Genomic DNA, 26625 nt, shown 5'->3' with positions numbered 1-26625 from the left:
GACCACCGCGCCTTGGATCGAGCTGTTCGATCCGGCCGACAGCACCCGTGAGTACAGCACCCGTGAGTACAGCACCCGTGAGGGATGAATCCCCGCGACGGGCCTGGCCGACGCCGTCAACCGGTCATGTTCGTCCGCCGCTCGGGGCGACGCGAGCCCATTCCGCCTCCCAGTCCCGCAGCCGCCGGCGATCCAGCCGCAGCCGTGCCCAGTGTCCGCCTCCGAAGACGACGGCGCCGGTGCCGGCCGCGACCAGGACGCCCGTCAGCACCGACTGCAAGCGCACCTCCGCCACGGTGAGCGGTGCGCGCACGAGGTCACCCTGGCGGTCGGTCCACACGGTGACCGAGGTGCCCGCCCCGGTGCCCGGTGCCACCCGGGTCACTCCTGTGTGCGTGGATCCGTCGAGTGACGTCCAACGCACCCTCGCCCGCACCGTCTCCTCGCTTCCGTCCGCCGTCACGGGTGCCGTGCGGTCCGCTTTCCCGACGAGTACGGCCGACACGGCGTGCAGTGCGGCACGCCGGGCGGCGAGGTCGTCCTCCATGCCGACGGCCGCCCCCGCTCCGGCGAGCAGGCCGCCCAGCAGGGCGAGGGTCCAGGTGGCCAGGACGAGCCACGCCTCCAGCCTGTCGCTGCGCCTGCGCAGCGGATTGCGCCGCCACCGCCACCACCACACCTTCCGCACGCGCGTACGACCCGTCCTCACCATGAGCCGTCACCCCATCTCCTCTACGGGCGGGCGGGCGTCCGGAAACCGCCCGGCGTGGCCTCAGGCCGGCGGGTCGCCCGGACGAGACGCGCGGCGACCGGCACGATCGAGGTGTCCCGCAGGAACACCCTTTTGACGCTGAACCGCGCCATGGTCCGCGCGGCCCGCGCGAGCTCCTCGGCGACCCGCGCCCCCGCCTTCGCGAGGTCGGGGAGCCGCCACAACGGGTGTACCGGTCCGGATCGCCGTCGCGGCACTCCCCCTTGGGCAGCAGGTCGGACTCGGACACCACACCGACGAGCCGGTGCTCGCCGTGCACGACGGGAAGGGCGCGTGTCGCTGCTCAAAACGCCGACGGTGCGGGTCATCACGTCACTGACCCTGTGCGGGGTGCCGGTCATGGCGGCCTTCCGGTGAAGCTGAGGAACTGCGCCTGTCTTCAGGATCCGCCAGGAGTGCGCGGAGCGCATGGGCCGACTGCGGGCAGGGCATGACGCGGGTGCACGATCCGGCCCACGGGCACCTTCGCCGTCCGCTGCCACGTGCGCTCCGCCCTGCCCCCGTCCACGGCGGCCGGCCAGGGACAACGGTCCGTCCAGCCGTGTCGCGCGCCGCCCGGGATGACACTCGTACGGCCCAGGACGAGCGCGCCGATCCGGCAGCCGCGGGGTCCGCGCTCCTGAGCCGGAGCGCCGTCGAGCCCGTACCGGCCCGGCCGGGCTCAGGCGCCGGGCCGGGCCCCCTGGACGTGGAAGTTGAAGTCACCGTGGCCGAGCGTGCCGTACAGGCGCAGCCAGATCGGCAGGAGCATCTCCACGCCGCGGGCGCTGGTGATGTCGCCCAGGTCGATGACACTCGCCTCGGGCCAGCCGAAGGAGCCCAGCAGGGCGGTGACGGTCTTCTTGGCCCCGGTGTCGTCGCCGCTGACGAACACGGTGTGCTCCCCTGCCACCCGGGCCGGCTCCACCATGACGAAGCAGTTCATGGTGTTGAGGGTCTTGACGACCTTGGCGTCGGGAAAGGCGCGCTGGATCCGTTCGCCGAGACTGTCGGTGTTGACGGGGTCCAGCGTCGGCGGCATCCCGGCGGAGAAGTCCAGCGGGTTGGCGACATCGATGAGGACCTTGCCGCTCAGGTTGGACGCGCCCGCCGCTCGGAGGGCGTTGAGGCTCTGCTCGCCGGCGGTGGTGTTGACGACCGCCTCGGCGAAGGCCGCGGCCGCCTCGAAGGTCTCCAGGCGCACCTGGCCGTGGTCGGCGTGCCACTGGGCGAACGGCGGATTGCCCATGCCGTCGGGTGCGGTGCGTGCGAGAGTGGCCCCGGGGTCGCGGGTGCCGATGACGACGTCGTGGCCGAGGGAGGCGAGCTTTCCGGCGATCGTCCGGCCGACGATGCCGGTTCCGAGGACTGCGTAACGCATGGGAGTGGGTCCTTCCGGGACTCGGGCGACCGGCCGGGTGCCGTGCCCGCGACGAATCCGAACCAGGTCGTTCACTGCCGCGCGACGACGGTAGCTGTCGTGAGGCCGGCCTGTTCCCCTCTATCGTGGAAAATCACATCATGATGGCTCGTGTCGAGGCAGGCTGCACATGAGGAAACCGCAGATCGACTACGCGGCGGTCTTCCGGGCCCTGCCCGGCATGGTGGCGCTCCTGACGCCCGAACTGGTGTACGTCGATGTCAACGACGATTTCGTACGCAACACCGGTCGCGCCCGCGAGCAGCTGCTGGGCCGCTACATCTTCGACGTCTTCCCCGAGAACCCGAATGACCCGGCCGCGGCCGGGATGCGCGAGACACGGGAGTCGATGCTGCGTGCGGTGGCGACCGGCGAGCGCGACACCATGGCGGTCCTGCGCTACGACATCGAGGACCCCCAGCGTCCCGGGCACTGGCGGGAACACTTCTGGAGCCCGGTCAACGCCCCCGTCCTCGGCAGCGACGGGAAGGTGACACTGGTCGTGCACCGGGTGGAGGAGGTCACCGAACTCATCCGTGCCCGCGGCGGCCCGGGCGGCGACAGCCGGGCACGCGTGCTGGAAGCCGAGCTGTACACCCGGGCCCGGGAACTCCAGGAGGTGAACGAACGCCTGCGCCAGGCCCACGCCCGCGAACGCGAGGTGGCCCTCGCGCTCCAGGAGGCCCTGCTGCCCGCCCCCGGGCCCCTGGGCCACCATCAGGCGGCCGTCCGCTACCGGCCCGCCGTGGGCACCCTCAACGTGTGCGGTGACTGGTACGACCTCGTCGACCTGCCGGGCGACCGCTTCGCCGTCGCCGTGGGTGACGTCGTGGGGCACGGTCTGGCGGCCGCCTGCGTCATGGGCCAGCTGCGCAGCGCTCTGAGCGCCGCCACCCGCGTCGCCGACGGGCCGGCCCGGGCGCTGGAGGCCCTCGGGCTGTACGCCCGTTCCGTCGCGGGCGCCGAGTCGACCACGGCGGCCACGGCCTTCATCGACTGGGACGACCACACCCTCACCTACAGCTGCGCGGGCCACCTCCCGCCCGTCCTGCTGCACCCCGACGGCTCGGTGTCCTTCCTGGACCGGGCCACCGACCCGCCGCTCGGCGCCAGCCCCGAGCACGGCACCCGCCCGGAGGCGACCACGCCCTTCGAGGAGGGCGCCACGCTGGTCCTCTACACCGACGGTCTGATCGAGCGCCGCACCGAGGACATCGACACCGGCCTGGCCCGTCTCACCGACGCGCTCACCCGCCACCGCCACGCCGGCCCCGAGGAGCTGGCCGACGCGCTCCTGGCGGAGCTGCTGCCCCCCACCGGCAACGCCGACGACACCGCCCTCGTCGTCATCGCCCTCTGAGCGCGGTGACCCGTACTCCGGGCGGCCCTCAGTCCTCCGCGGGCATCACACGGGTGACCTTGCCCTTGGGGTTCGCCTCCAGATAGCCGGACTGGCTGTACTCGTTGCTCAGGTAGACGGCCATGCCGAGGGGGGTGTCGAAGGTGTCGTTGGGCTGTCTCACCGTCACGTAACGGGTTTCCGGACGGTCGACGTTGAGCTTCTTCCGGGCCTCTTCGAGGAGCGTGGGCACCTTGGCCCAGTCGAAGCCGCCGAGACGGAAGGGCTGGTCGCCGCCGGACAAGGTGCCCTTGATGATGCCCTTCTCCACGCCCTGCCCCGGGCGGTACGTGTAGCTGTCGTACTTGCTGTCGCTGCCGTTGACCATCAACTCGGCCGACACGTAGTCGTCGTACACGGTGAAGGCGCCGAACCTGTCCCGGCCGGTCTCCCGCTCCAGCGCCTTGACGGCGGTGCGGATGCCGTCGGCGGTCAGCAGGGTCTTGGTCGTCGTGTCCTTCGACTGCCGGGCTGCCGGGGCCGCGGCCGGTGAACCGGTCGACTCCGGGGCCGAGATGGCGGAGGACGAGGCGCCGGTGTCCGCGGCGTCGCCCGAACCGCCGGAGTCCCCTCCGAAGGGCAGCAGCCACCACAGCAGGACCAGGGCGCCCGCGAGCGAGGTCCCCGATACCCCGAGCAGGACGCCCGGGCCGGGCCGGTTCCTACGGCCCGCTCGCACCGGCGAGGTCACCGGCTGCCCCGGCCCCGCGAGGACGGGCGGCGGCCCGAATCCGGCAGGGGCACCGGCGAGGGGAGCCGTGGGCGGGCCGAAGGCCCCTGGGTACGAAGGGCCCTGGGCGGCGGACGGCGGGTTCAGCGGGTAGGAGGGGGAGGGCTGGTGCCAGGCGGTCGCCGGACTACCCTGCCCGGACTCGATCACGGCCAGCTGTCGGTCCAGCACGGCGGACGACGGCCGCGCCGCCGGATCCCGTACGAGCACCCTCATCAGTACGTCGCCCAGGGCACCGGCCCGCACCGGCGGCGCCACGTCCTCGTTGAGCACCGCGGCGAGGGTGGCGAGGGTGTTGCCGCGGCGCAGCGGGTGGTGACCCTCCACGGCGGTGTACAGCATCATCGCGAGCGACCACAGGTCCGAGGCCGCTCCGCCCTCGTGGCCCGAGATCCGCTCCGGAGCCATGAAGTCGGGGGTACCGATGATGGAGCCGGTGACGGTGAGGCTCGTCGTCTCGCGGATCGCGGCGATGCCGAAGTCGGTGAGGACGGGGCGCCCGTCGGACCTGAGCAGGACGTTGGCGGGCTTGACGTCCCGGTGCTGGATGCCGGCGTCGTGCGCGGCGGCCAGCGCGGCCAGCACACCCCGCCCGATCCGTGCCGCCTCGGCCGACGGCATCGGCCCCTGGGCGAGGCGGTCGGCGAGCGAGCCGCCGCTGACCAGCTCCATGACGATCCACGGGTAGGTGCCCTCGCCACCGTCGACTATGTGGTGGATCGTGACCACGTTCGGATGGTCGATCCGGGCCAGGGCCCTGGCCTCGCGCAGTACCCGCTCGCGCAGCGTCCGCGCGCTGTCGGGGTCGTACTCCGCGAGGTCCCGGTCGGGCGGGCGGACCTCCTTGACGGCGACCATCCTGTGCAGGACCAGGTCCCTGGCCCGCCAGACCGTGCCCATCCCGCCGCCGCCGAGACGGGCCTCCAACTCGAAGCGCCCGTCGACAACTCGTCTGCCGGGGCCCTCGTCTGCCTCACTCATGGGCGGGAGCATACGGCGCCCCGGTCAGAGCCACCCAGCCCAGGGGGCGAAGGCCGGCGCCGGGCCGCCGCTGCCGCGGACAAGCCAGTGAACCGGTCCGGCGTACGGGAGTTCAGTGGGCCGGGCTGCCCTCGGCCGTCCCCCGCGCCGCCGCCGGCTCCCCGGGTGCGACCTGGACGCCCTGCGCGGCCGGCTCGGCCGGAGCGGCGGTGCTCTGCGCGGTGCCGTCCTCCTTCATGGCCTTGGCCTCGCTCTTGAGGATGCGCATCGACTTGCCGAGCCCGCGGGCGGCCTCGGGCAGCTTCTTCGAGCCGAACAGCACGATGATCATGATCGCCACGATCAGCAGGTGCCAGGGCTCCAGTCCGTTGCGCAGCATGCCGTACGTCCCTTCTCCGCGCTCATTGTTGCCAGCTTGCGCAACTGTACAACCACGGACTCGGTCCCCACCTCACTCGTCCGAGTCCTTCTTGTCGGTAGCCGCCGCGTACGCCTGCGCGGGTGTCATCGGGACCCCGTTGAGCGAGACCGTCTTGTAGGGGCTCACCTGCGCGCATTTCTTGGCCTCGTCGGCGGTCTGGGCGTGGGCGTTGGAGACCGCGGCCTTCGTGTCGGCGGGGGCCGGCGAGGACGAGCCGCCCGGAAACGTGGTGCCGCTCGTCCAGTCGCCGCCGATCACCAGGGTCAGGCCGGTACCCGTGCCCTCCTTGAGGTGCGAGGTGCGCAGTCCGAGCGCCTTGGCGACGGTCTGGGCCTCGGCCTTCTGGCCCGTGCCGTAGGTGAGCATGGTCGTCGTCGCGGGGCTCGGCGCGTTGGCCGTGGTCGTGGCGGAGCTGAAGCCCTGGCCGGTGAGCGCGTTCGCGACGACGGAGGCGCGGCCGGTGATCTCGGTGCCGTTCTCGACGGTCACGGCGATCCGGGAGGCGGGCACCGCCGAGGCCTTGGCGGTCGCGGAGGCCGCCGTGGACTTCTTGCCGGAGCCGGTGGTCAGGGACTGGTCGTCGGCGATGCTGGAGAAGAGGGCCTTGGCACCCGCGCCCACCACCACCCGGTTGGTGTCGTTCGGGTCGGCGGCGGTCTGCATCGTGGTGAAGGTCATCCGCTTGGTGGGGACCTTGTTCACGTCGGCGGCGAGCCCGATCAGCTTCTTCACGCTGCCGAGGCCGTCGTCCACGGTCAGCGCCTTGGTCGCGGCGTCGGCCAGGTCGTAGACCGCGGTCGGGTCGGTGAGCGTGCCCGCGCTCTTGAACTTCCGGATCATCGCGCTGAGGAAGATGTGCTGGGAGACCGTACGGCCGAGGTCGCTGCCGTCGCCGAAGCCGTGCCGGGAGCGGACGAACTCCAGGGCCGCCTGGCCCTTGAGGGTGTGGTCGCCCCTGGACAGTTTCAGGTGCGAGTAGGTGTCGTACACGTTGTTGTCGACACACACGGAGACACCGCCGACCGCGTCGGACATCTTGACGACGCCGGAGAAGTCGAGCTTGACGAAGTGGTCGATGGGGATGCCGGTGAGCTGGTGGATGGTGGCGACCTGGCAGGCGGGGCCGTACCGCAGCGCGCTGTTGATCTGGCCGTAGTAGCCGGACGTGGACTCGCCGCTCTCGCTGTCCTTGCAGGCCGGGACGTCGACCATGGTGTCGCGGGGGATGCTCATGACGGTGGCGTTGGAGCGGTCGGCGGATATGTGCACCACCATCTGCACGTCCGCGTTGCCGTTTCCGCTCTGCACACCGGTCTGGGAGCAGCCGCCGCCCAGCTTGCAGTCCGCCTTGCTGGTCCGGCCGTCCGAGCCCATGACCAGGATGTTGATCGGGGTGCGGCCGAACGCGTCGGCCTTCTCGGAACCGCCCTTGCCGTCGAGCGCGATGCTGTTGATGTTGCCGTTGAGGTGCTGGTAGAACCACCAGCCGACCCCGGCCGTGCCCAGGACGAGAAGCGCCAGACATATCCCGGCGATCTTCAGCACCCGCCTGCCGCGCCGCACCGGGCGGGCCCTGCGACGCGACCGCTTGCCGCCCTGCGAGCGGGCCGCGGCCCGGGCGGCGGCCCGGCCGCCGGGGCGATGTCCGTCCGCCTCGCCCTCCCGCTGTCCCGGCACCCGGCCGGTGCGGCTGCGCGTGGCCTGACCGCCCGGGCCGTCCCACCGGTCGCTCATCTACCACTCCCACGAAACGGTCGGGCCCCTCAGGCCGGGCCTTGGAGGGGGCGGCCGGGCGTGCGCGGCGATGTACAGACAGGCCAAGCGGGAGCTTCGCCTAGGTTGCGTAGTTGCGCAATCTAACAAACCCCTGGCGCGACCAGCACGGACGGCGTCGCATTTCACGGGTGAGAGATCTCATGACAGATCGCGGCAACCTCCGGGGCGCCTGCCCCTCGGGGGCGAGGTCCCGGCCCTCGGGAGTTCCTCCCAGCCGCGGTTCACCGCCGTCCCGACCCTTCTTGACCTCGTCGAACGAGGAAACGGCCCGTGCGGCGCCGCCGCCTAGAAGCTGCGGGCGGCGGCGCTGTGCCCGGCGGCCGGGACGGTACGGGCGGTCAGCTGTCCCACCATGACGCGGACCACGGTCACGATGTCGGGGTCGTCGACGTAGTAGATCTGCCGGCGACCTTCACGTCGGGAACGCACGAGTCCGGCGAGTTTCAGTTTCGCCAGGTGCTGGCTGACCGCGGGCAGCGCGCCGCCGACCCGGTCGGCGAGGTGGGTGACGTCGCTCTCGCCCTGGGACAACGCCCACATGATGTGCAGCCGGGCCGAGGAGGCAAGCAGTCCGAACGTGGCGGCCGCCTCGGTCAGGACCTCGACGGACGGGTCCCCGAAGCCACCGGCGAGTGTCGCCACGATCCCCTCCCGTCCCGCCCCGGTCACCGTCGACGCATGCGTGCTGTCTCAGTGTAAGGGGGTGGCGCCTCGGCCACGAGAGCGCCTCCACTTCGTCGGTTGCGCAATGTAATAAGCGTGTGGAAGAACGTCGACGACTTGTCACCAGCAACCCGTCAGCCCTGTTCCCCTCTGTCCTCACTCCATAAGCTTGCGCAATCAGGCAACCGAAGGGGCGTGGGCCAGGCGCACTCCGCCCGGCCTGACCCGTCTGGAGGACAACACCGTGGGCATCATCGGCTGGATCATCCTGGGTCTGCTCGCCGGAGCCATCGCCAAGATCCTGCTGCCCGGCCGCGACCCGGGCGGTCTGATCGGCACCACCCTCATCGGGGTCGCCGGGGCGTTCGTCGGCGGCTGGCTCTCCGCGCGCTTCCTCGACCGCCCGGTGGAGAGCCACTTCTTCGACCTCTACACCTGGGGCGCGGCGATCGGCGGCTCCCTGGTCCTGCTGATCGGCTACCGCCTGCTGTTCGGCAACTCGCGGAACTGACCCACGAGGTCGTACCCGACGCCCTCGCCGGCCGGCGTCCGGCCCTGTGTCCCGGAAGGGGTCCGCCGGTCCGGGGATTCGAGCCACTGATGACGCAGGTACAGGCGGCACGCCCGCGCCGTAAGGGCGTGCCGTAGGGGCGTGCCGCCACCGCTCATGCGACCGGGCCGCGCCGCTCGTCCTGAACCCCCCGGGGCGGGGCCGAACTCATGGGCGCCCAGAGGCCCGGCCGGGGCTGCAGGGTGCCGCCCGTACCCGAAGCGCGGGAGGACGTCCGCGCTTCGACACGAGCGGCGCGAGCACGCCGCGCCCGTCTCGGACATCCCGCTCCCGGATACCCTGCGGCTTCCCGCACGGCGAGTCCGGCCCGCGCGGCTCGCGCTCCCCGGGCGTCAGCGCATCGGCATGCGGTGGACAATCCTGATCGGCATCGTCACCGCCTTGATCGGCACGGCCATCGCGGCAGCCTCTGATGTCGCCGACACCGAGGGCGTGGACCCGGTCGAGTGGTTGATCCAGATCGCCGTCGCCGCGCTTCGACGTCGCCTGCCGGGACGTGCTGACCGACTCGGCCCGGTGGGCGACGAACACCGCCCGAGGGCGGGGCCGCGGCCGCTCCGACTCGGCCCGGTCACCCGTCGAGCACGCCCCCGGCCCTGATTTCCGGTCGGACGGCACGCCAGGCACACCAACTCCCGTACAGCCAGGGTGTCCTGCCCCTGTTCGGGTCGGCGCGGACAACGACGGCACCGCGAACAACACGAAGGTCATCACCTGGGACTGCAACAACACCAGCAGCCAGAAGTGGACGGCGGCCAGCGCCGGCTGACCAGCCACCGTCCGGGGCGTGAGCGGGAGTGTGCGGTTGATCAGCAGGTCGAGTTGGTCTGGGTGAGCAGGCCCATCCGCCACGGGAGCGAGTTGTAGTCGCCGCTGGAGTTGGGGTCAAGGCCTTGGTAGACGTACTGCAGGTTGCAGGGACTGATGGTGTTGGTCTGGTCGTTGTTGATGCGGACCATGTCCCCGTGACTGATGTCCTGGGTCCACGGTGTGCCGGAGAAGGTGACGTTCTTGGCGCCTGCGAACGGCGAGGACTCGCTGGCGGCCAGCGGTGTCCAGGTCCCGGCGAGGCTGTTGGAGGTGAAGGACCGGAAGTAGCGTCGTCCGTTGGACGGCGCCATGGCCTCCACGAGCAGCAGGTACTGGTCGGTGCCCGAGACCTTGTACACGTTGGTCGCCTCGAACAGGTTGGACGCCGAGTCGGACATGGCCACGGTGGTGTTGCCGAAGCCGTTGGGGAAGTTGCCCAGGCTGGTCTGCGCCCGGAAGAGCTGTCCTCTGTTGTTGGTGAAGAACAGATGGCAGTTGGCCGTGTCGCAGGTGACCCAGAAGTCGAGCCAGCCGCCGTTGTACTGCTGCACGATCGGAGGCTCGTCGGCTATGAACGTCTTCGGCGCCGACCATGATGCCGGGTTGCTGGGGTCGGTGCTGGTCGAGTAGGTGGGGGGACCGGTCTGGTAGACCATGTACCACAGGTTCTGCGGGGCGAAGTAGAACACCTGTGGTGCGGCCCGGTAACCCGGACCCATCGGGGAGACCTCGTCCAGGTACGTCTGGGGCGCCGACGCGGCCTGTGACCAGTCACTGAACTTGAAGAACTCCAGCCCGTAGCCGAAGCTCGGGCCGACGGCCGAGGCGTAGATCAGCCACTCGTTGTTGTGGCGGACCACCGAGAAGTCCTTGATGGCCACGGTGTCGTGCCGCGCGTTGGGCTTCGGGCCGGCCAGGACACCGCTGGAGCGCCACTGGAACGACGACGGCAGCGAGGAGCCGGAGACGTTGCCGACGCGCACCAGTTGCCATTGCTGGTTGCTCCCGTCCCAGTCCCAGGACTGGGTGACTCTGGTCCCGTCGGCGGTGGAGCCGTCCTTGAGCTCCGCGGCCATCCCGCTGTGGCGATTGATCAACCGCACCCGGCCGTCCGCCGAGTCCGCCGGCCGGAACTGCTGGTTGGCCGCGTTCTGGTCGCTCCACTGCACGAGGTTGCTCCCGGCCGTGGTGGACCAGCCCTCGTTGTCGAGCACCTTGCCCGAGTGCCGGTTCTGCAACCGGTAGTAGCCGCCGCCCGAGTCGAGGAACCTCCACTGCTGGTTGGTCCCGTCATGGCGGGTCCACTGCACGACCGCGGCACGGTCGTCCGTGGCGTAGTTGTAGTCCTCCATCGCCTTGCCGCTGTTGCGGTTGACCAGCACGTACCACCCGTTGAGGTCAACCGTGGCCGCCGACGCCCGGGGCGCACCGGCCACGCCCAGTAACGCGGTCAGCAGGGTCATGACAGCCACTGCCGCCAAGCCGCGTTGTCGGGGCAAGACCCGGCCGGCCCTACCGATAGCCACCATCTGTCTCCTCCTTCGTCGTCCGGGCCGCGGTGGCGGCCTTGTGCCCACCACCGCGGCGCGGGGAATCTAGGTGATGGCCGCGTCGGCGACCGAGGCCCAACTCCCGTTGGATGCGGAGTTCCTGGTACCGGTGACCGTGACCTTGAGGGTGTGGGTCGCCGTCGCGTCGAGGTTGTTCGCGGTGAAGACCGGCGCGGTCACACCCTGACTGGAATTGCGGTACAGATCCACGGAGGTCGCCGCACCACCGTCGACCGAGACCGTCACGATCCCCTGACCGTCGTAGACGACGGAATCCAGCGTCACACCACTTCCCTTGAAGGTCAGCGTGGCGGTGTTGCCCGCGGTGTCGGACCAGGTGTTGCCGCCGCCACTGGACCACGACCCGGAGTACTGCCACTCGCCGACACCGCTGCCGGTGGTGCTGTACGGGATGGCCGTCGGTGTCCCGACGACGGCGGAAGCGACGGAGGCCCAACTCCCGTTGGATGCGGAGTTCCTGGTACCGGTGACCGTGACCTTGAGGGTGTGGGTCGCCGTCGCGTCGAGGTTGTTCGCGGTGAAGACCGGCGCGGTCACACCCTGACTGGAATTGCGGTACAGATCCACGGAGGTCGCCGCACCACCGTCGACCGAGACCGTCATGATTCCCTGGCTGTTGTAGGCGACGGAGTCCAGTGCGACGTAGCTTCCCTTGAAGGTCAAGGTGGCGGTGTTGCCCGCGGTGTTGGACCAGGTGTTGCCGCCGCCACTGGACCAGGCCCCGGAGTACTGCCACTGGTTGGTACCGCTGCCGGTGGTGCTGTAGGGAACGGTCACCGTCTGTGGCGTGCCGCCCGACAGTGGCGTGACCGCCAGGTTCGCGAACTGACCGCCGGCTGTGTAGCCGCCGGTGAACAGCGCGATCTTGCCCGCACTGTAAGCGGTGTCGGTGACCGTGGCGACCTTCGTACCGTCGATGGCGGCGGTGATCGTCGCCCCGCTGAACCCCAGCGCGAGGTTGTGCCAGGTGCCCCGTCCCGCCGCGCCCGGCGCCGTACCGCTCGCGAGCGTCACCACGTTGTCCGAGAAGTCGGAACGCGTGACGGACCACGCGCCGGTGTCGCTCAGCGAGAACCAGTAGCCCTTCACATGGGTCGGGTCCTCCCCCGCGTTCCACTGTTCCCCGGCACTCTTCTGCCGGCCCGCGATGCCCACCGATCCGGCGGCCTTGTTCATCACGTCCGCGGAGACCTGGTAGTTGGTCCAGTTGCCGTTGCCGCCGGCGGTGTAGGGACGCGTGTCGCTGTTGAAGTTGCCCCATTGCAGCGGCCGGGCCGGTGTCTCCTGCTGGACACAGTTCCCGGAGCGCCCGACGCACGGCTGCACGTCGAACGCGCCCTCCATCGTGCCGAGATAACGGGGCTGGCTGCCACGAGTCGCCGAGCTGAAGTCGTCGCTGTACGGCAGCGTCAGGTCCGCCGCCGCCGGGCTGACCGGGGTCCCCTTGCCCTGGCCGGTCGTGGTGGTGAAGGAGTAGGAGCGGTCCGGCTGGAGGGTCACCGTGAAGTTCCCCGAGCCGTCCGGTGTGACATCGGGGTTCCGGACGAACCATGTGGACGAATCCTTGGACGCCAGGTCCGTCGACCAGACATGCACCGCTCCCGTCGACAGCCCGCCGCCCACGTTGAACGTCACCGTCTGCGCGCCGGTGGCTCTCGTGGTCTCGACGACGGTGGACCAGTCGCGGTTGTTCGGCGACTTCAGCGAGACATAACTGCCCTGCGTGTAGGACGATCCGCCCAGGTATCCGGAACCGCTGTCGAGGTAACGCCAGCCCGGTTGCGCGAACTGAGTGGTGTGGGCCATCGTCCAGGTCGACAGGCCCACGTCGTAGGTGCCCGACCAGGGCCGGTCCGCCTTGATCAGCCCCTGGCCCACGAAGGACACATCAGGGTAAGTGCTTGCCACGATCGGCCAGTTGATGCTCGCGACCATCTTGCCCTGGAGGTAGACCAGGTTGTTGGTGCGCGCCATCGGCGCTCCGCCGTCCTGGTAGTCCAGCGTGCCGTTCTCACTGGCCCACAGCGGCAGCCCGAGCCCCTGGGCGGTCGGGGTGCTGGTGCACTGGGTGTAGGAGCTGGACCCGTTGTACGGGGAGCACGGGTAGTGGTTGCCGACCTTGGCGGTGGCCGCCTTGAACGCCGGGTTGTTCGCCAGTCCGTCCGCGGTCGACCAGCCGGAGTCGTTCGCGTCGGCGGCCACGACCTGCACGCTGCCGTAGCCGTTGTTGTCGAGGGCGCTGCGCAGTTGCGGGAACCAGTTCGCGTCGTAGCCGTGCTCGTTCCAGCCGCCCATGTAACTGATCGTCAGGCCGTGCTGCTTCGCGCACCCCAGCCAGTCCAGGACGTACTGGATCCCGTTGGCGTTGTAGAACGTCGATCCCACCCACGCGGGAGCGGACCAGGTCAGCCCGTACAGTTTGATGCCGGGATTGCGCTGCACCGCCTGCTTCGCCAGCCAGAACTCATAGCCGACGTCGCAGTTGATGGTGCCCTTGGTCTCCTCGACGGACGGCTCCGCGCCCGAGGTCGAGTTTCCCGAACCGCCGGTCTCCAGCTTGAGGATCTGGAGCTGAGCGCCGTAGCCGGGCTTGAACAGGTAGTCCAGGATCTGGCTCTGCTGGGCCGGCGGGTAGTCCGCCAGCAGACGGCTGTTGCCTCCGCCTCCGCTGATCGCGCCTTCGCCGTCGAACGTCAGCCCCGACGCCGACCCGTTCACCGTGACGGTCGTGGTCGATGCGGCGACCGCCTGCGCCGCGGACGTTCCGACCAGGAGCGCGGCCGCCAGTGCCATGACGGTCAGCCCGGCCGGCCAGCGGCGCCTTATCGCCATGAGCCAACGTCTTCTTGCCATCAACGTCCTCCTGAGATCTTCGCTCGTTCACCGACGGGGTGCCGCGACGTCAGGGCGCGCAGATGCGCCGCGCCGGGCGCGTGGCGCGTTTCGCCTGCGGGGAAGACGAGGTGGCCCTCGCACCCATCAAGATGACGCACAATCAAACGCGGGCATCAGGGAACTGCTTCAGAATCAAACAGTCAAGAGTCTCAGCAGCTCTCTCCACAACTCAGTACAAGCATTGAGCCACGCTCACCTGACCGAGCGACACATCCCATGCTTGTTCCAGCAGTTGTGTGCACACCCCTTGACCGCCTGATCCGATCAGGGCAAGCTCTGCCATTGCCCTAGGGCCTCAGCGGGGCGAACGCGAAGCCACACCGAGTAGACCATCGCGCAAACCGTGCAGAATTCATCCTATCTATAGCCGCCACGATCACCGCCCCACCGATACGCGCCCTCATCGGGCAGACATCTCGAGGCGACACGCGGAATCAAACATAAAACAACACGACAGCAGGCATCCTCGACGGATGCGTCCCGTCTCTCACGATCCTCGACGTGAATCGACGAAGGGTTCCTCCATGACGATCAGCAGGCGTGTGTTCCTGTCGAGTGCCATGGGAGTCGTCGCCGCCGTGACGGCGGATCTCACTCTCGGTACGGCGGAGGCGCTGGCGGCCCCGTCGTCGTACTCGCCCACGTGGGCGTCTGTGGACCAGCATCCGGCGGCTCCGGAGTGGTTCCAGGACGCGAAGTTCGGGATCTACTTCCACTGGGGTGCCTTCAGCGTCCCCGCCTACGACAACGAGTGGTACCCCCGGAACATGTACATCCCCGGCTTGGGCGCCAACAGCCACCACGTCGCCACCTATGGCGACCCCTCGGTGTGGCCGTACCACAACTTCCTCGACGGAGCCCGCGACAAGGCGGGCAACTGGGTTCAGTTCGCGCCCAAGTTGGTCTCCCAGGGCGGCAGATTCGACCCGGACGCCTGGGCGCAGCTGTTCGTGGACGCGGGCGCCAGGTTCGCCGGACCGGTGTCCGAGCACCACGACGGCTTCTCGATGTGGAACAGCTCGGCCAACGAGTGGAACTCCGTCCGGCACGGGCCAGGCCTGAACCTGCTGGCACTGTTCCGCGACGCCATCCGGGGCAAGGGCCTGAAACTGCTGGTCGCCATGCACCACGCGTTCAACTTCAACGGCTTCTACGACCACGTGCCCACCCAGCCGACCACCAGCTTGAAGAAGCTGTACGGACAGCTCGACACCGCCGCCGAGAACCAGCTGTGGCACGACAAGCTCAAGGAGGTCGTGGACCTGGCGCAGCCGGACATCCTGTGGCAGGACTTCGACCTGAGCCTGGTCGACGAGACCCAGCGGCTGAACTTCCTCTCCTACTACTACAACCAGGCCATCTCCTGGGGCAAAGAGGTCGTCGCCACCTACAAGGACGGCTTCAACACCAACGGCGAGGTGTTCGACTACGAACGCGGCGGACCGGCCGACATCACCGACCCGTACTGGCTGACCGACGACAGCGTCAGCGACTCCAGTTGGTGCTACACCGTCGGCATGGGCTACTACTCCACGGCCCAGATGCTGCACTCGCTGATCGACCGGATCAGCAAGAACGGCAACATGCTGCTCAACATCGCCCCCATGGCCGACGGCACCATCCCCCAGAGCCAGAAGGACGTCCTGCTCGCCATCGGCGACTACCTCAAGCGGTTCGGCGAGTCCGTGTACGCCACCCGCGCCTGGACCGCCTACGGCGAGGGCCCGACCAAGATGGGCGGAGGCTCCTTCACCGCCCCTGTGGCCGGGACGAACAAGGACTTCCGGTTCACCCGCAACAAGGCCGACAACGTTCTGTACGCGACGGTCCTGGGCTGGCCCGGCAGCTCCACGACCATCACCACCCTGGCGAGCGGACGCATCGATCTCAGATCACTGACGTCCGTGCAGTTGCTGAACAACAGCAGCGGCTCGTACGTCGACCTCCCCACGCCCACGCAGAGCGGCGACGGCCTGCACATCAGCCTTCCGTCGTCCTCGGCGCCGTTCAACGCCCTCGCGTACGTACTGAAGTTCACCTTCTCCGGCCGGATCCCCGCCCTCAGCGCCAACGGCGTCGCCGGCGCGTACAGCGATGTCTCGTACGGGGGCACGGCGGCGAAGCTCGTGCTGGGCAGCTACACCGCCGCGCAATTGCAGAGCGCCGGCCTCGCGGCACGCACGATCTCCTCCTTGCGCATATCCGCCGGTTACCAGGTGATCGGCTACTCGGGAGACAACTTCTCCGGTACGGCCTGGACCTTCAGCGCCGACAACGCCGACCTGCGCGACAGCGGCAACAACGACGCCATCACCTCCCTGAAGGTGATCTTCAACCCTGCCAAGTACTTCCGCGTCACCAACGTCACCGACGGTCTGGCCCTGGACGGCGGCGGCAACGTGGCCTCCGGCAGCAACCTCAAGCAGTGGACCTGGGACGGCAGCCCGAACCTCCAGTGGCAGGCCGTCGACCTGGGCAACGGCTACTACCGGCTGGTCAACCGCACCAACGGCATGGTCGCCGACGGCTGGGGCGCCACCGACAACGGGGCGCCGGCCCAGCAGGCCCCGTGGAACGGCGGTCCCCACCAGCAGTGGCAGATCACCGACCGCGGCAACGGCCAGTACAGCATCGCCAACCGCACCACCGGCCTCGTCCTCGACGGCGGCGGCCAGGTCGCCTCCGGTTCCGTCACCAAGCAGTGGACCTGGAACGGCAGCGCCAACCTCCAGTGGACCTTCACCGCCCAGTGACCGCCGACAACCCGCAGCTCGCCGCGGGCTCAACAGACAGGGACGTGAGATGAGAAGAGCATCGCCGGACGCCCCCTCGGCGTCCGAACGCCGTCGGGCGGGCCTGTGGGCCCGCGTCGCAGCCGCGGTCGTGCTCGTCGGCGGCGCGCTGGTCGGCGCCACGACGACAGCCGGCACCGCACAGGCGGCGGGGTCGCTTCCGTGCGACCTGTACGCCGCGGGCGGCACGCCCTGCGTGGCCGCGCACAGCACCACGCGCGCGCTGTCCTCCTCGTACACCGGGCCGCTCTACCAGGTCACGCGCGCCTCGGACAACGCCACCCGGAACATCGGCGTCCTGTCCACGGGTGGCTACGCCGACGCGGCCGCGCAGGACTCGTTCTGCGCGGGGACGAAGTGCGAGATCAGCGTGATCTACGACCAGTCCGGCCGCGGCAACCATCTCACCCGGGCTCCTCGCGGCACGTTCAACGGCCCGGGCCCCAACGGAGACGACGCCCTCGCGGACGCCACCGCCGCCCCGATCACCGTCGCCGGCCACAAGGCCTACGGCGTCTACGTCAGCCCAGGCACCGGTTACCGCAACAACAACACCAACGGGATCGCCACCGGCGACCAGCCCGAGGGCATGTACGCCATCTTCGACGGCAGCCACTACAACAGCGGTTGCTGCTTCGACTACGGCAACGCCGAGACCACCAACCACGACGACGGCAACGGCACCATGGAGGCCATCTACTTCGGCAGCATCCGGGCCTGGGGCGCCGGCGCCGGCAGCGGCCCGTGGATCATGGCCGACATGGAGAACGGCCTGTTCTCCGGGGTGAACACGGGCTACAACGACAACGACCCGACGATCAGCCACCGGTTCACCACCGCGATCGTCAAGGGCGAGTCCAACCACTGGGCGATCCGCGGGGGCAACGCCCAGTCCGGCAACCTGTCGACCTTCTACGACGGGGTACGCCCCAACGCCGCGGGCTACAACCCGATGAGGAAGCAGGGCGCCGTCCTCCTCGGTATCGGCGGCGACAACAGCAACAGCTCCGCCGGCACCTTCTACGAAGGCGTCATGACCTCCGGTTACCCGTCGAACGCCACCGAGAACGCCGTCCAGTCCAACATCACCTCCGTCGGCTACGCCGCCCCCTCCAGCACGACGAACACGGGCGAGTTGCACGCGCTGGGCGCGGGCAAGTGCCTTGACGTGCCGGGATGGTCGACCACGGGGGGCACCCAACTGCAGACCTACGACTGCAACGGCGGGGCGAACCAGATCTTCACGCACACACCGTCGAACGAGGTGACGGTTTACTCCGGCTCCTCGCAGCTGTGCCTGGACGCCGCCGGCTACGGCAACACCCCGGGCACCAAGGTGCAGACCTACGCGTGCAACGGACAGGCCAACCAGCAGTGGAGGCTCAACTCCGACGGCACCATCACCGGAGTCGCCTCCGGGCTCTGCCTGGACGTCAAGGACGCCTCCACCGCCAACGGCGGCCTGGCCCAGCTGTGGACCTGCAACGGCGGCAGCAACCAGAAGTGGACCCTGGGCTGATCCCACGGCGTTCCGCGATGGACCCTCAATCCCGCAAGGAGAACTTCGTGAACAGCACGACTAAGGCTGTCCGGCGCCTGGTTGCCGGCTCGGCGGCCACAACCCTGGCGCTGCTCGGACTCCTGACCGCAGGCACGGCCCAGGCCGCCTCACCGAGCCAGGCCGCCGCAGCGGCGGCCAACACCAATCAGTTCCGCGGAGTGAACTGGGCAGATCCCAGAGACAACTTCATCACCGGCCCGAACATCCCGGTCGGCCTGTCGGAGTCGGACGACTACGGCACCGTGTACACGAAGTCCACGGCCATCCTGAAGGGCTTCCAGGGCCTGGGGGCCAACACCGTCCGCATGGGATTCAACGAGGCGACCACCTCGGGAAGTTGGTGGGGCAGCTACACCGCGACGCTGGACGCCGCCACCGCGCTGGGCATGAAGGTCATCGTCGCGCCCTGGCTGCAGAACGGGAAGGTCAGCGACACCGCGGCCTTCTACAAAATGTGGGACACGATGATCAACAAGTACGGCTCGAAGAGCAACTTCTACTTCGACATCATGAACGAGCCCTGGGCGTACAACGCCACCGATCTGCCGAACTTCGAAGCCGACTGGCTGGCGCACTACCCCGGCCTCCCCCGCGACCACGTGATCGTCCCCGGCCAGTGGGGCGACGCGAGTCTGTGCGGCATCGGCGCCGACTCCCGCCTGTCCGGCACCCTGCTGTCCATCCACACCTACAGCATGTTCGGTGTCTCCCACAGCACCGAGGCCGACTGGGTCAAGGAGTTCACCGACAACCTGTGCGGCTATGCCGACCGCGCCGTGGTGACCGAGTTCGGCGCCCCGATGACCACCGGCGTCGACTACAACGGCCCCAAGGACGGCACCAACAACAGATCCTTCCTCTACGCCATCACCGACACCGCGCGCAGCCTCGGCATCGGTACCGTCCTGTGGACCGGCGTCAAGCAAGCCGACCAGACGCAGGGCCCCGGCCCCTGCGACAACGCCTCCTGCGCCATCACCTCCCTGACCGGCAGCGGCACCAACCTGTCCGTGACCGTCACCAGCCAGTCCGGCCTCGACCGCCTCCAGTGGGGCTGGGGCACCGGCACCAACCCCGGGGGCGGTAGCGGCAAGGTACTGCGCGGGGCCGCCTCCAACCGCTGCCTGGACGTGCCCGGCGTGAGCACCACCAACGGCGTGCAGACCCAGATCTACGACTGCAACAACGGCACCAACCAGCAGTGGACCCAGACCTCCGCCAAGGAATTGCGGGTCTACGGCAACAAGTGCCTGGACGCCGACAACTGGGGAACCACCCCCGGCACCAAGGTCACCATCTGGGACTGCACCGGCGGCAGCAACCAACAGTGGAACCTCAACACCGACGGCACCGTCACCAGCGTCCAGTCCGGACTGTGCCTGGACGTCAAGGACGCCGCCACCACCAACAGCACCCTCGTCCAACTGTGGACCTGCAACGGCGGCAACAACCAGAAGTGGACCCGGCAGTGACCAGGACGAGGTAGCACCCGGCTGCGGCGTCGGCCACCATGCTGTTCGAGCGGGCCGGTGCGCCGATGGCGTTCCGGCTGCCGGCAGGCCGAGTACGAGCGACGCCGCCACGGCTCCCTCCCCTCACGTCCAACCTAATCAGCGGTTGGGCTGGTGGCAGTCGCGGCACAGCACGTGCACGTTGCCGTCCGTGTCCGGTCCCTCCCATGGTGGCCGCACGCATAGCCAACCCTCGAACTATGTTGCCCCGCCACATGTGCGCCTGACGTGCGGATTTCTACGGTGTGGCGACACGCAAACGTCCCCGTCACACCCCAGGAAGTGGTGCCGATGTCGTCGCCCGCAGCCGCTCCACCAGCCCCCGCCAGCCTCAAGCGCATCGTCGCCGCGTCCCTCATCGGCACCACCATCGAGTGGTACGACTTCTTCCTCTACGGCTCCGCGGCCGCCCTGGTCTTCAACAAGCTGTTCTTTCCCGACTCCGACCCGCTCGTCGGCACCCTGCTGTCCTTCCTGACATACGCCGTCGGATTCGCCGCCCGTCCGCTCGGCGCCCTGGTGTTCGGGCACTACGGCGACCGGCTCGGACGTAAGAAGCTGCTGGTCCTGAGCCTGCTGCTGATGGGCGGGGCGACCTTCGCGATCGGGCTGCTGCCGACGCACGCGACCGTAGGAGCGGCCGCGCCCGTGCTGCTGACCGTTCTGCGCCTGGTCCAGGGCTTCGCGCTCGGCGGTGAGTGGGGCGGAGCCGTCCTGCTCGTGTCCGAGCACGGGGACGCCCGGCGACGCGGCTTCTGGGCCTCGTGGCCGCAGACCGGCGCTCCGGCCGGGCAACTCCTCGCCACGGGTGTGCTGTCGCTGCTGACCGCCGTTCTGTCGGACGCGGCCTTCGGCAGCTGGGGCTGGCGGATTCCCTTCCTGCTCTCCGGCGTTCTGGTGGTCGTCGGTCTGTGGATCCGGCTGTCCGTCGACGAATCCCCCGTGTTCAAACAGGCGTTGGCCCAGGCGGAGGCCCGCAAGGCGGGGCGTGACGGCGTGGCCGAGAAACTGCCGCTAGTGTCCGTGCTGCGCCACCACTGGCGCGACGTGCTGATCGCGATGGGCGCGCGCATGGCGGAGAACATCAGCTACTACGTCATCACCGCGTTCATCCTCGTCTACGCCACCACGTCCGCCGGTGTCTCCAAGCAGACCGCCCTCAACTCGGTGCTGATCGCCTCGGCCGTGCACTTCGCGGTGATCCCCGCCTGGGGCGCCCTGTCGGACCGGGTCGGCCGGCGCCCGGTGTACCTGCTCGGCGCGGTCGGCGTCGGACTGTGGATGTTCCCGTTCTTCTCGCTCGTCGACACCGGCGGCTTCGGCAACCTGGTCCTCGCGGTGACTGTCGGACTCGTCCTGCACGGCGCCATGTACGCGCCCCAGGCGGCCTTCTTCTCCGAGATGTTCGCGACCCGGATGCGGTACTCCGGTGCCTCCATCGGCGCCCAGTTCGCCTCGGTCGCGGCAGGTGCCCCGGCCCCGCTCATCGCCACCGCGCTCCTCTCCGACTACGACAGCTCCACCCCGATCGCCCTCTACGTCATCGCCGCGGCCGTGTTGACGGTCGTCGCCGTCGGTGTCGCCAAGGAGACCCGCCACCGCGACCTGGCCGACGAGCCGGACGCCGAGCCGGAGCCGGCGGCCCCGTCCCCCGCGGCGGACGCCCGGACCGTCTGAACCCCGACAGGGGACCGACCGGCCCCCGTACGCCTGCGCGTGCGGGGGTCAGTGCCGTGGCGGCGCCGACAACCGGTGCAGCCGCAGCGCGAGCTGGATCTCCAGCGCACGAGCGGGGCTCTGCCAGTCCTCGCCGAGCAGACGGCCCACACGCTCCAGGCGCTGGGCGACGGTGTTCACGTGGACGTGCAGCTCGTCCTTGGTGCGGGCCGGGCTCATCCCGCACGTGAAGTAGGCGTCGAGGGTGCGCAGGAGGTCGGTGCCCCGGCGCTCGTCGTAGGCGACCACCTGGCCGATGGTCCGCTCGACGAAGCCCGCGATGTCCCGGTCACCGGCCAGCAGAAGCCCGAGGAAGCCGAAGTCCTCGGCGGCCGCGCCGTCCCCCGAGCGGCCCAGAAGGCGCAGCGCCTCTAGGCAGCGGCGGCCCTCCTCGTAGGCGGCGGCCACGGCGTCCAATTGGACGGCGAGGTCGCGGACCGGGGCGGAGGCGCCGACGGTCACCGCCTCGTGGACGGCCGTGCCGAGGTGCCCGGCGGTGCGGCGGGCCAGTTCGGTGGCCGTGTCGCCGGCGGTGAGGGGCAGCAGCAGGACGGTGCCGCCGTCGCGGGCGGCGGCCAGGCCGTGCCGGGTGGCGGCGAGGTGGGAGGCCGCGGACCACAGGCGTCTTCGGGCGGCCGCCTCCTGGTCGGCGTCCGGCGCCGGGCTGTCGAGACGGGCGGCCAGCACGACATGGGTGGCGTCGAGATCGGCGTCCAGCCGGGCGGCCCGCTCACGCAGCAGACGGGGGTCGCGGTCCCGGGCGTCCAGCAGGTCGTCCAGGAGTTCGCCGCGCACCCGTTGTTCGGCCTCGGCGGCAGAGCGTCTGGCCAGCAGGAGCAGCGAGGTGACCATCGCGGCACGCTCCAGGGTGCGCTGGTCCACGGGGTCGAGCCCGGGGTGGCCGCGCAGCACGAGGGCACCGAGGAGTTCTCCGCCGGCGGCGACCGCGGCGATCCAGTCGTCCCCGTGCCGTACGGCATGGCCCTCGGCCCGGGATGCCTCCAGTGCCTCCGTGGGGGCGATCTCGGTGAACTCGACCGCGCCGTCGAGGATTGCGGAGACGGCCGCCGCCACGTCGTGCACCCCGCCACCGCGCAGCACCAGTTCGGCGAGCCGGTCGTGGACCTCGGAGGCACGCTCGATGACACCGCTGTGGTCCCGGATGATCTCGTTGGCCCGCTCCAGCTCGGTCAGGGCCGAGCGGGTCTCGGTGAGCAGGTTCGCGGTGTCGATGGCGGCCGCGGCCAGCGCGGCGAAGGACCCGAGGAGCGCGATCTGCTCCCGCTCGAAGACCCGGGCACGCCGGTCCGCCGCGAACAGCACGCCGATGACGTGGTGCCCCAGCGTCAGCGGCACACCGAGGATGGCGACCAGGCCCTCGTCCCGGACACCCGAGTCGATGGCGAGGGTGTGCTGGAAGCGGTCGTCCTTGAAGTAGTCGTCGGTGACGTAGGGGCGGGCGGTCTGGGCGACCAGTCCGCCGAGCCCCTCGCCCATCCCCAGCCGCAGCTGCTGGAAGCGGGCCGCGACCGAGCCCTCGGTGACCCGCATGTAGGTGTCACCTCGCGCCGGGTCGTGCAGGCTGAGATAGGCCACGTCGGTGCCGAGCAGGGAGCGGGCGCGCTGCACGATGGCCCGCAGCACCGCGTCGAGGTCCCGGAGGCCGGCCAGGTCGTGGGCGGTCTCGAACAGGGCGGACAGCTCGGCCTCCCGACGGCGCCGACCCTCCAGCTCGGAGCGCACGCGCAGGGCGACCGCCTTGGCCTCTTCCAGCGCTGCGATCCGCTCGGCCGGCCTTCCCTCGGCGCGGGCGATCAGCACGGGCTGTTCGTAGGCGTCGGCGGACGCGCCCCTGGCCAGCAGTTCGAGGAAGGGTGCCTCGGCACTGCCGGCGGGGCGCTCGACGGACTGCCTGTGATCGCTGGACATGCCCACAGGATTGCTCATCGCACGCTCACCCCGTCAGGCCTGTGGAAAACTCCGGTCCGGTGCCGTTCAGTGCGCGGTCCAGCCGCCGTCGAGGACGAGTGACGTACCGGTGACGAAGGACGCGTGCGGGCCGCACAGGTAGGCCACGGCCTCGGCGACCTCCTCCGGCTCGATGAGCCGCTTGAGCGCGCTGTCCTGGAGCAGCACCTCGGACACCACCCGCTCCTCGGGGATGCCGTGCGCCCGGGCCTGGTCGGTGATCTGCCGCTCGACCAGTGGGGTGCGCACATAGGCGGGGTTCACACAGTTCGAGGTCACGCCGTGGGGGGCGCCTTCGAGGGCGGCCGTCTTGGACAGACCCTCCAGCCCGTGTTTGGCGGCCACATAGGCCGCCTTGTAGGCCGAGGCACGCAGACCGTGCACCGAGGACACGTTGACGATCCGCCCCCACCCCTGCCCGTACATGTGCGGCAGGGCGCCGCGGATCAGACGGAACGGTGCCTCCAGCATCACGGTCAGCACCGTGTGGAACACCTCGGGCGGGAACTCCTCGATGGGGCGCACCAGTTGGATGCCGGCGTTGTTGACGAGGACGTCGGTGCCCGCGGCGGCGTGCTCGGCGGCGTCCAGGTCGGTGAGGTCGAGGACGTGCGGTTCGACGGTGCCCGCCAGCCCCGTGGCCCGCTCGGCGAGCGCGTCCAGGCCGGCCGCGTCCCGGTCGACCGCTCTCACCTTGGCCCCGGCCGCCGCGAGCCGCAGCGCACAGGCACGGCCGATGCCACCGGCGGCGCCGGTGACGAGGGCGGTGCGGCCGCCGAGGTCTAGTGCGGGGGCGTGGGGGCCCGGGTGGGCGCTGCTGAGGGTCATGTTCTGACCCTAGGCAGCACCCGGCCCTGACCACATATGGTCAGGCCCCATACTTCACTCGGAACTCATGGGGTCGAACCATGTGGGTGCGTCCATCAGCGCCTGCTTGATCCGCAACATCCCGAACTCGTTCAGCTCCGGCAGGGCGTCCACCGCGAACCAGTCCACATCAAGGGACTCGTCGTCATTGACCCGGGCCTCGCCGCCGACTGCCCGGCAGCGGAACGAGATGTCCATGTACTGGCAGGTGTCGCCGTTGTCGTACGTCACGGGCCTGAGCGCCTGGACCACGACGACCCGCTCGACGACGCAGTGCACGCCCGTCTCCTCCTCGACCTCCCGCACCGCGCAGGCCGCGGGCTGCTCCCCCGGTTCCGGGATGCCGCCGAGCAGCGACCACTTGCCGGTGTCCGAGCGGCGGTTGAGCAGCACTCTGCCCTCGTCGTCGAAGACGACGGCGCTGACGCCGGGGAGCCAGAGGAGGTCGTGGCCGATGGAACGCCGCAGGGTGCGGATGAAGTCAGGAGTAGCCATGCCTCGACCCTAACGGCCGCCTTCATGGCTCAAGTGATCTTCCCGGGACGTACGGCTTCGTGCGCCTACGCGCCCTCGGCGCGACGCCTGCGCACTCCGGCGCCGACGGCCCAGCCGAGCCCGCCCGCGGCCACCAGCACCAGAGCCATCTCGGGCAGGATGCCGAGCCGGGTCGCAGGGGTCTGCGTCGACCTCAGCGGCACCTTCTGCACCAGCGAGTCGGCCACGAACATGCCGGTCCTCTGAGTGATCCTCCCGTCCGGCATGATGATCGCGCTGACGCCGCTGGTCACCGGCACCGTGACGGTGCGGCTGTGCTCCACGGCCCGTACCCGGGACATCGCGAGCTGCTGATAGGTCATCTCGCTGCGGTCGAAGGTCGCGTTGTTGCTCGGCACGGAGATCAGCTGCGCACCGTCGGTCACCTCGGAACGCACGGCCCAGTCGAACGCCGCCTCGTAGCAGGTGACCAGGCCGACCTTGGCGTTGGCCATCTGGAAGACGCCCGGCTTGCTGCCCCGGCTGAAGTCCTGGCGGACCATGGAGGTCCAGTTCTTGTTGATCGCTCCGACGAGCCCCCGCAGCGGAAGGTACTCGCCGAACGGCTGGATCTGCCGCTTGTCATAGGTGTCGGTGGGGCCCTTGACCGGGTCCCACAGGATCTGCTCGTTGTAGAGCTTGCCGTCCCGCTCGACGACCCCGCCGACGGAGATCGGTGCGTCGATGGCCTTGGCCGCCTGTTCGATGACGACGGCCGCGGTCGCGTCGGCGAAGGGGTCGACGTCGGAGGAGTTCTCCGGCCACAGCACGATGTCGGGCCTGTCGACCTTGCCGGCCTTCACCTCGGCGGCCAGCCGCTCGGTCTCGCGCGCGTGGTAGTCGAGCACGGCCCGCCGCTGGGTGTTGAAGTCCAGGCCCGCGCGCGGCACGTTGCCCTGGATGGCGGCGACCGTCACGGTGCCGTCCTCGGCCTTGTCGCTCACCAGCGTCCGGGCCGCGAACGCCCCCACCACCGGTACGGCCACACTCAGCAGGGCTACGGCCGCGGCGGGCCGCCGTACGGCACCGGTCCCCCGCCGCTCGACGACCAGCCGCACGACGTCGTAGAGGCCGAAGCCGCACAGGACGACGCCGAAGCCCAGGACGGGCGTGCCTCCCACCGCGGCGAGCGGCAGGAAGACGCCGTCGGCCTGCCCGAACGCGATCTTGCCCCAGGGGAAGCCGTGGAACGGCGCACGCGCGCGTGCCGCTTCTCCGGCGATCCACAGCGCGGCCGCCCACACCGGCGCCCCGGGCAGCTTGGAGACGGCGGCGATGCCCACGCCCACCAGCGCGACGAAGATCGCCTCGATCGCCACCAGGGCGAGCCAGGGTCCGGGGCCGACCTCGACGCCGGTCCACACCAGCAGCGGCAGCAGAAAGCCCAGGCCGAAGAGATAGCCGAGGCCGAAAGCCGCCTTCCAGCCACGGCCACGCAGCACCCAGCCGAAGACGGCGAAGGCGGGCAGGGCCAGCCACCACAGGGTGCGAGGCGGGAAACTGACGTAGAGCAGCACTCCGGAGAGCGCCGCGGCGGCGGCCGGGACGAGACGGCGGAGCCGGACGGCCCAGCGGGAGGCGGGCGCGGACTGCGATTCCAGCCGGTCCGACTCGTCCACGGAAGTTGCGGTGACGGTCACTCCGGGAGTGTACGGCGGTTGACCTCGGCGTCCACAGCGCGGTCCGCC

At 69.9% G+C, this 26625-nt stretch carries 18 protein-coding genes and 2 pseudogenes; 7 read left to right on the top strand and 13 right to left on the bottom strand.

From position 1 onward, the window contains the following. Positions 1 to 124 precede the first annotated feature (124 nt). The 3 genes and pseudogenes from D1369_RS37370 to D1369_RS37360 form a co-directional block, all read right to left on the bottom strand. Entirely contained in the window at positions 125 to 712 is a 588-nt protein-coding gene (locus D1369_RS37370) for a hypothetical protein (RefSeq protein WP_037898965.1), read from the bottom strand. 125 nt (positions 713 to 837) lie between these two features. Further along, a pseudogene (locus tag D1369_RS37365) lies at positions 838 to 1113 on the bottom strand (hypothetical protein); the annotation flags it as partial. Positions 1114 to 1433: 320 nt separating this feature from the next. Then, entirely contained in the window at positions 1434 to 2132 is a 699-nt protein-coding gene (locus tag D1369_RS37360) for an NAD(P)-binding domain-containing protein (protein ID WP_007380032.1), read from the bottom strand. A gap of 169 nt (positions 2133 to 2301) precedes the next feature. On the opposite strand from D1369_RS37360, the gene D1369_RS37355 reads away from it, so the two are divergent. Continuing rightward, complete coding sequence (locus tag D1369_RS37355) at positions 2302 to 3531, top strand: SpoIIE family protein phosphatase (RefSeq protein WP_007380033.1); 1230 nt, start codon at positions 2302 to 2304, stop codon at positions 3529 to 3531. A gap of 28 nt (positions 3532 to 3559) precedes the next feature. On the opposite strand, the gene D1369_RS37350 is transcribed toward D1369_RS37355, so the two are convergent. The 4 genes from D1369_RS37350 to D1369_RS37335 form a co-directional block, all read right to left on the bottom strand. Beyond that, a complete protein-coding gene (locus D1369_RS37350; protein WP_162951046.1) occupies positions 3560 to 5281 on the bottom strand; it encodes a serine/threonine-protein kinase in 1722 nt (573 codons plus the stop codon). A 112-nt stretch (positions 5282 to 5393) separates the two neighbouring features. Continuing rightward, positions 5394 to 5660: a Sec-independent protein translocase subunit TatA gene (tatA, locus tag D1369_RS37345; protein ID WP_007380035.1), complete on the bottom strand. Its 267-nt coding sequence runs from the start codon at positions 5658 to 5660 to the stop codon at positions 5394 to 5396. Positions 5661 to 5732: 72 nt separating this feature from the next. Next, a complete protein-coding gene (locus D1369_RS37340; RefSeq protein ID WP_240436123.1) occupies positions 5733 to 7436 on the bottom strand; it encodes an LCP family protein in 1704 nt (567 codons plus the stop codon). Positions 7437 to 7763: 327 nt separating this feature from the next. Beyond that, the gene (locus D1369_RS37335; protein ID WP_037903054.1) at positions 7764 to 8120 is read right to left on the bottom strand and encodes a metalloregulator ArsR/SmtB family transcription factor; all 357 of its coding nucleotides are present in this window, start codon (positions 8118 to 8120) and stop codon (positions 7764 to 7766) included. 265 nt (positions 8121 to 8385) lie between these two features. Between D1369_RS37335 and D1369_RS37330 the strand changes: the two genes are divergently transcribed. Together D1369_RS37330 and D1369_RS37325 are read left to right on the top strand one after the other, a co-directional pair. Beyond that, complete coding sequence (locus D1369_RS37330; protein ID WP_007380038.1) at positions 8386 to 8652, top strand: GlsB/YeaQ/YmgE family stress response membrane protein; 267 nt, start codon at positions 8386 to 8388, stop codon at positions 8650 to 8652. 321 nt (positions 8653 to 8973) lie between these two features. Next, positions 8974 to 9189: pseudogene (locus D1369_RS37325) on the top strand (hypothetical protein); the annotation flags it as partial. Positions 9190 to 9521: 332 nt separating this feature from the next. Here the strand turns inward: D1369_RS37325 and D1369_RS37320 are convergent. Together D1369_RS37320 and D1369_RS37315 are read right to left on the bottom strand one after the other, a co-directional pair. Further along, on the bottom strand, positions 9522 to 10985 hold the full coding sequence (locus D1369_RS37320) for a non-reducing end alpha-L-arabinofuranosidase family hydrolase (RefSeq protein WP_007380039.1): 1464 nt from the start codon (positions 10983 to 10985) through the stop codon (positions 9522 to 9524). A gap of 132 nt (positions 10986 to 11117) precedes the next feature. Then, a complete protein-coding gene (locus tag D1369_RS37315; protein WP_082319355.1) occupies positions 11118 to 13946 on the bottom strand; it encodes a hypothetical protein in 2829 nt (942 codons plus the stop codon). Positions 13947 to 14512: 566 nt separating this feature from the next. Here D1369_RS37315 and D1369_RS37310 point away from each other — a divergent pair. The 4 genes from D1369_RS37310 to D1369_RS37295 all read left to right on the top strand — a co-directional run bounded on the left by D1369_RS37310 (position 14513) and on the right by D1369_RS37295 (position 21529). Beyond that, the gene (locus tag D1369_RS37310; RefSeq protein ID WP_037898972.1) at positions 14513 to 16741 is read left to right on the top strand and encodes an alpha-L-fucosidase; all 2229 of its coding nucleotides are present in this window, start codon (positions 14513 to 14515) and stop codon (positions 16739 to 16741) included. Positions 16742 to 16790: 49 nt separating this feature from the next. Beyond that, complete coding sequence (locus D1369_RS37305) at positions 16791 to 18299, top strand: arabinofuranosidase catalytic domain-containing protein (protein ID WP_007380042.1); 1509 nt, start codon at positions 16791 to 16793, stop codon at positions 18297 to 18299. Positions 18300 to 18346: 47 nt separating this feature from the next. Continuing rightward, positions 18347 to 19813 (top strand): ricin-type beta-trefoil lectin domain protein, encoded by a 1467-nt coding sequence (locus D1369_RS37300; protein ID WP_037903058.1) that lies wholly within the window; start codon positions 18347 to 18349, stop codon positions 19811 to 19813. A gap of 330 nt (positions 19814 to 20143) precedes the next feature. Then, positions 20144 to 21529 carry an MFS transporter gene (locus tag D1369_RS37295; protein WP_037898974.1) on the top strand — a complete coding sequence of 462 codons (1386 nt, stop codon included), beginning with the start codon at positions 20144 to 20146 and terminating at the stop codon, positions 21527 to 21529. A gap of 48 nt (positions 21530 to 21577) precedes the next feature. Here the strand turns inward: D1369_RS37295 and D1369_RS37290 are convergent, their stop codons facing one another. The 4 genes from D1369_RS37290 to lnt form a co-directional block, all read right to left on the bottom strand. Next, positions 21578 to 23497, bottom strand: a complete 1920-nt coding sequence (locus tag D1369_RS37290) for a GAF domain-containing protein (RefSeq protein WP_118083172.1) — start codon at positions 23495 to 23497, stop codon at positions 21578 to 21580. Positions 23498 to 23563: 66 nt separating this feature from the next. Then, positions 23564 to 24364: a 3-hydroxybutyrate dehydrogenase gene (locus tag D1369_RS37285; RefSeq protein ID WP_007380047.1), complete on the bottom strand. Its 801-nt coding sequence runs from the start codon at positions 24362 to 24364 to the stop codon at positions 23564 to 23566. 54 nt (positions 24365 to 24418) lie between these two features. Continuing rightward, positions 24419 to 24898, bottom strand: a complete 480-nt coding sequence (locus D1369_RS37280) for an NUDIX domain-containing protein (RefSeq protein WP_007380048.1) — start codon at positions 24896 to 24898, stop codon at positions 24419 to 24421. Between the two features lie 65 nt (positions 24899 to 24963). Beyond that, a complete protein-coding gene (lnt, locus tag D1369_RS37275) occupies positions 24964 to 26577 on the bottom strand; it encodes an apolipoprotein N-acyltransferase (RefSeq protein ID WP_118082884.1) in 1614 nt (537 codons plus the stop codon). Positions 26578 to 26625: the final 48 nt, after the last annotated feature.

The sequence above is a fragment of the Streptomyces sp. CC0208 genome (assembly GCF_003443735.1).
GTDB lineage: Bacteria > Actinomycetota > Actinomycetes > Streptomycetales > Streptomycetaceae > Streptomyces > Streptomyces sviceus.
Note: the sequence above shows the minus strand (reverse complement) of the source record. Positions and strands in the feature narration are given on the sequence as shown.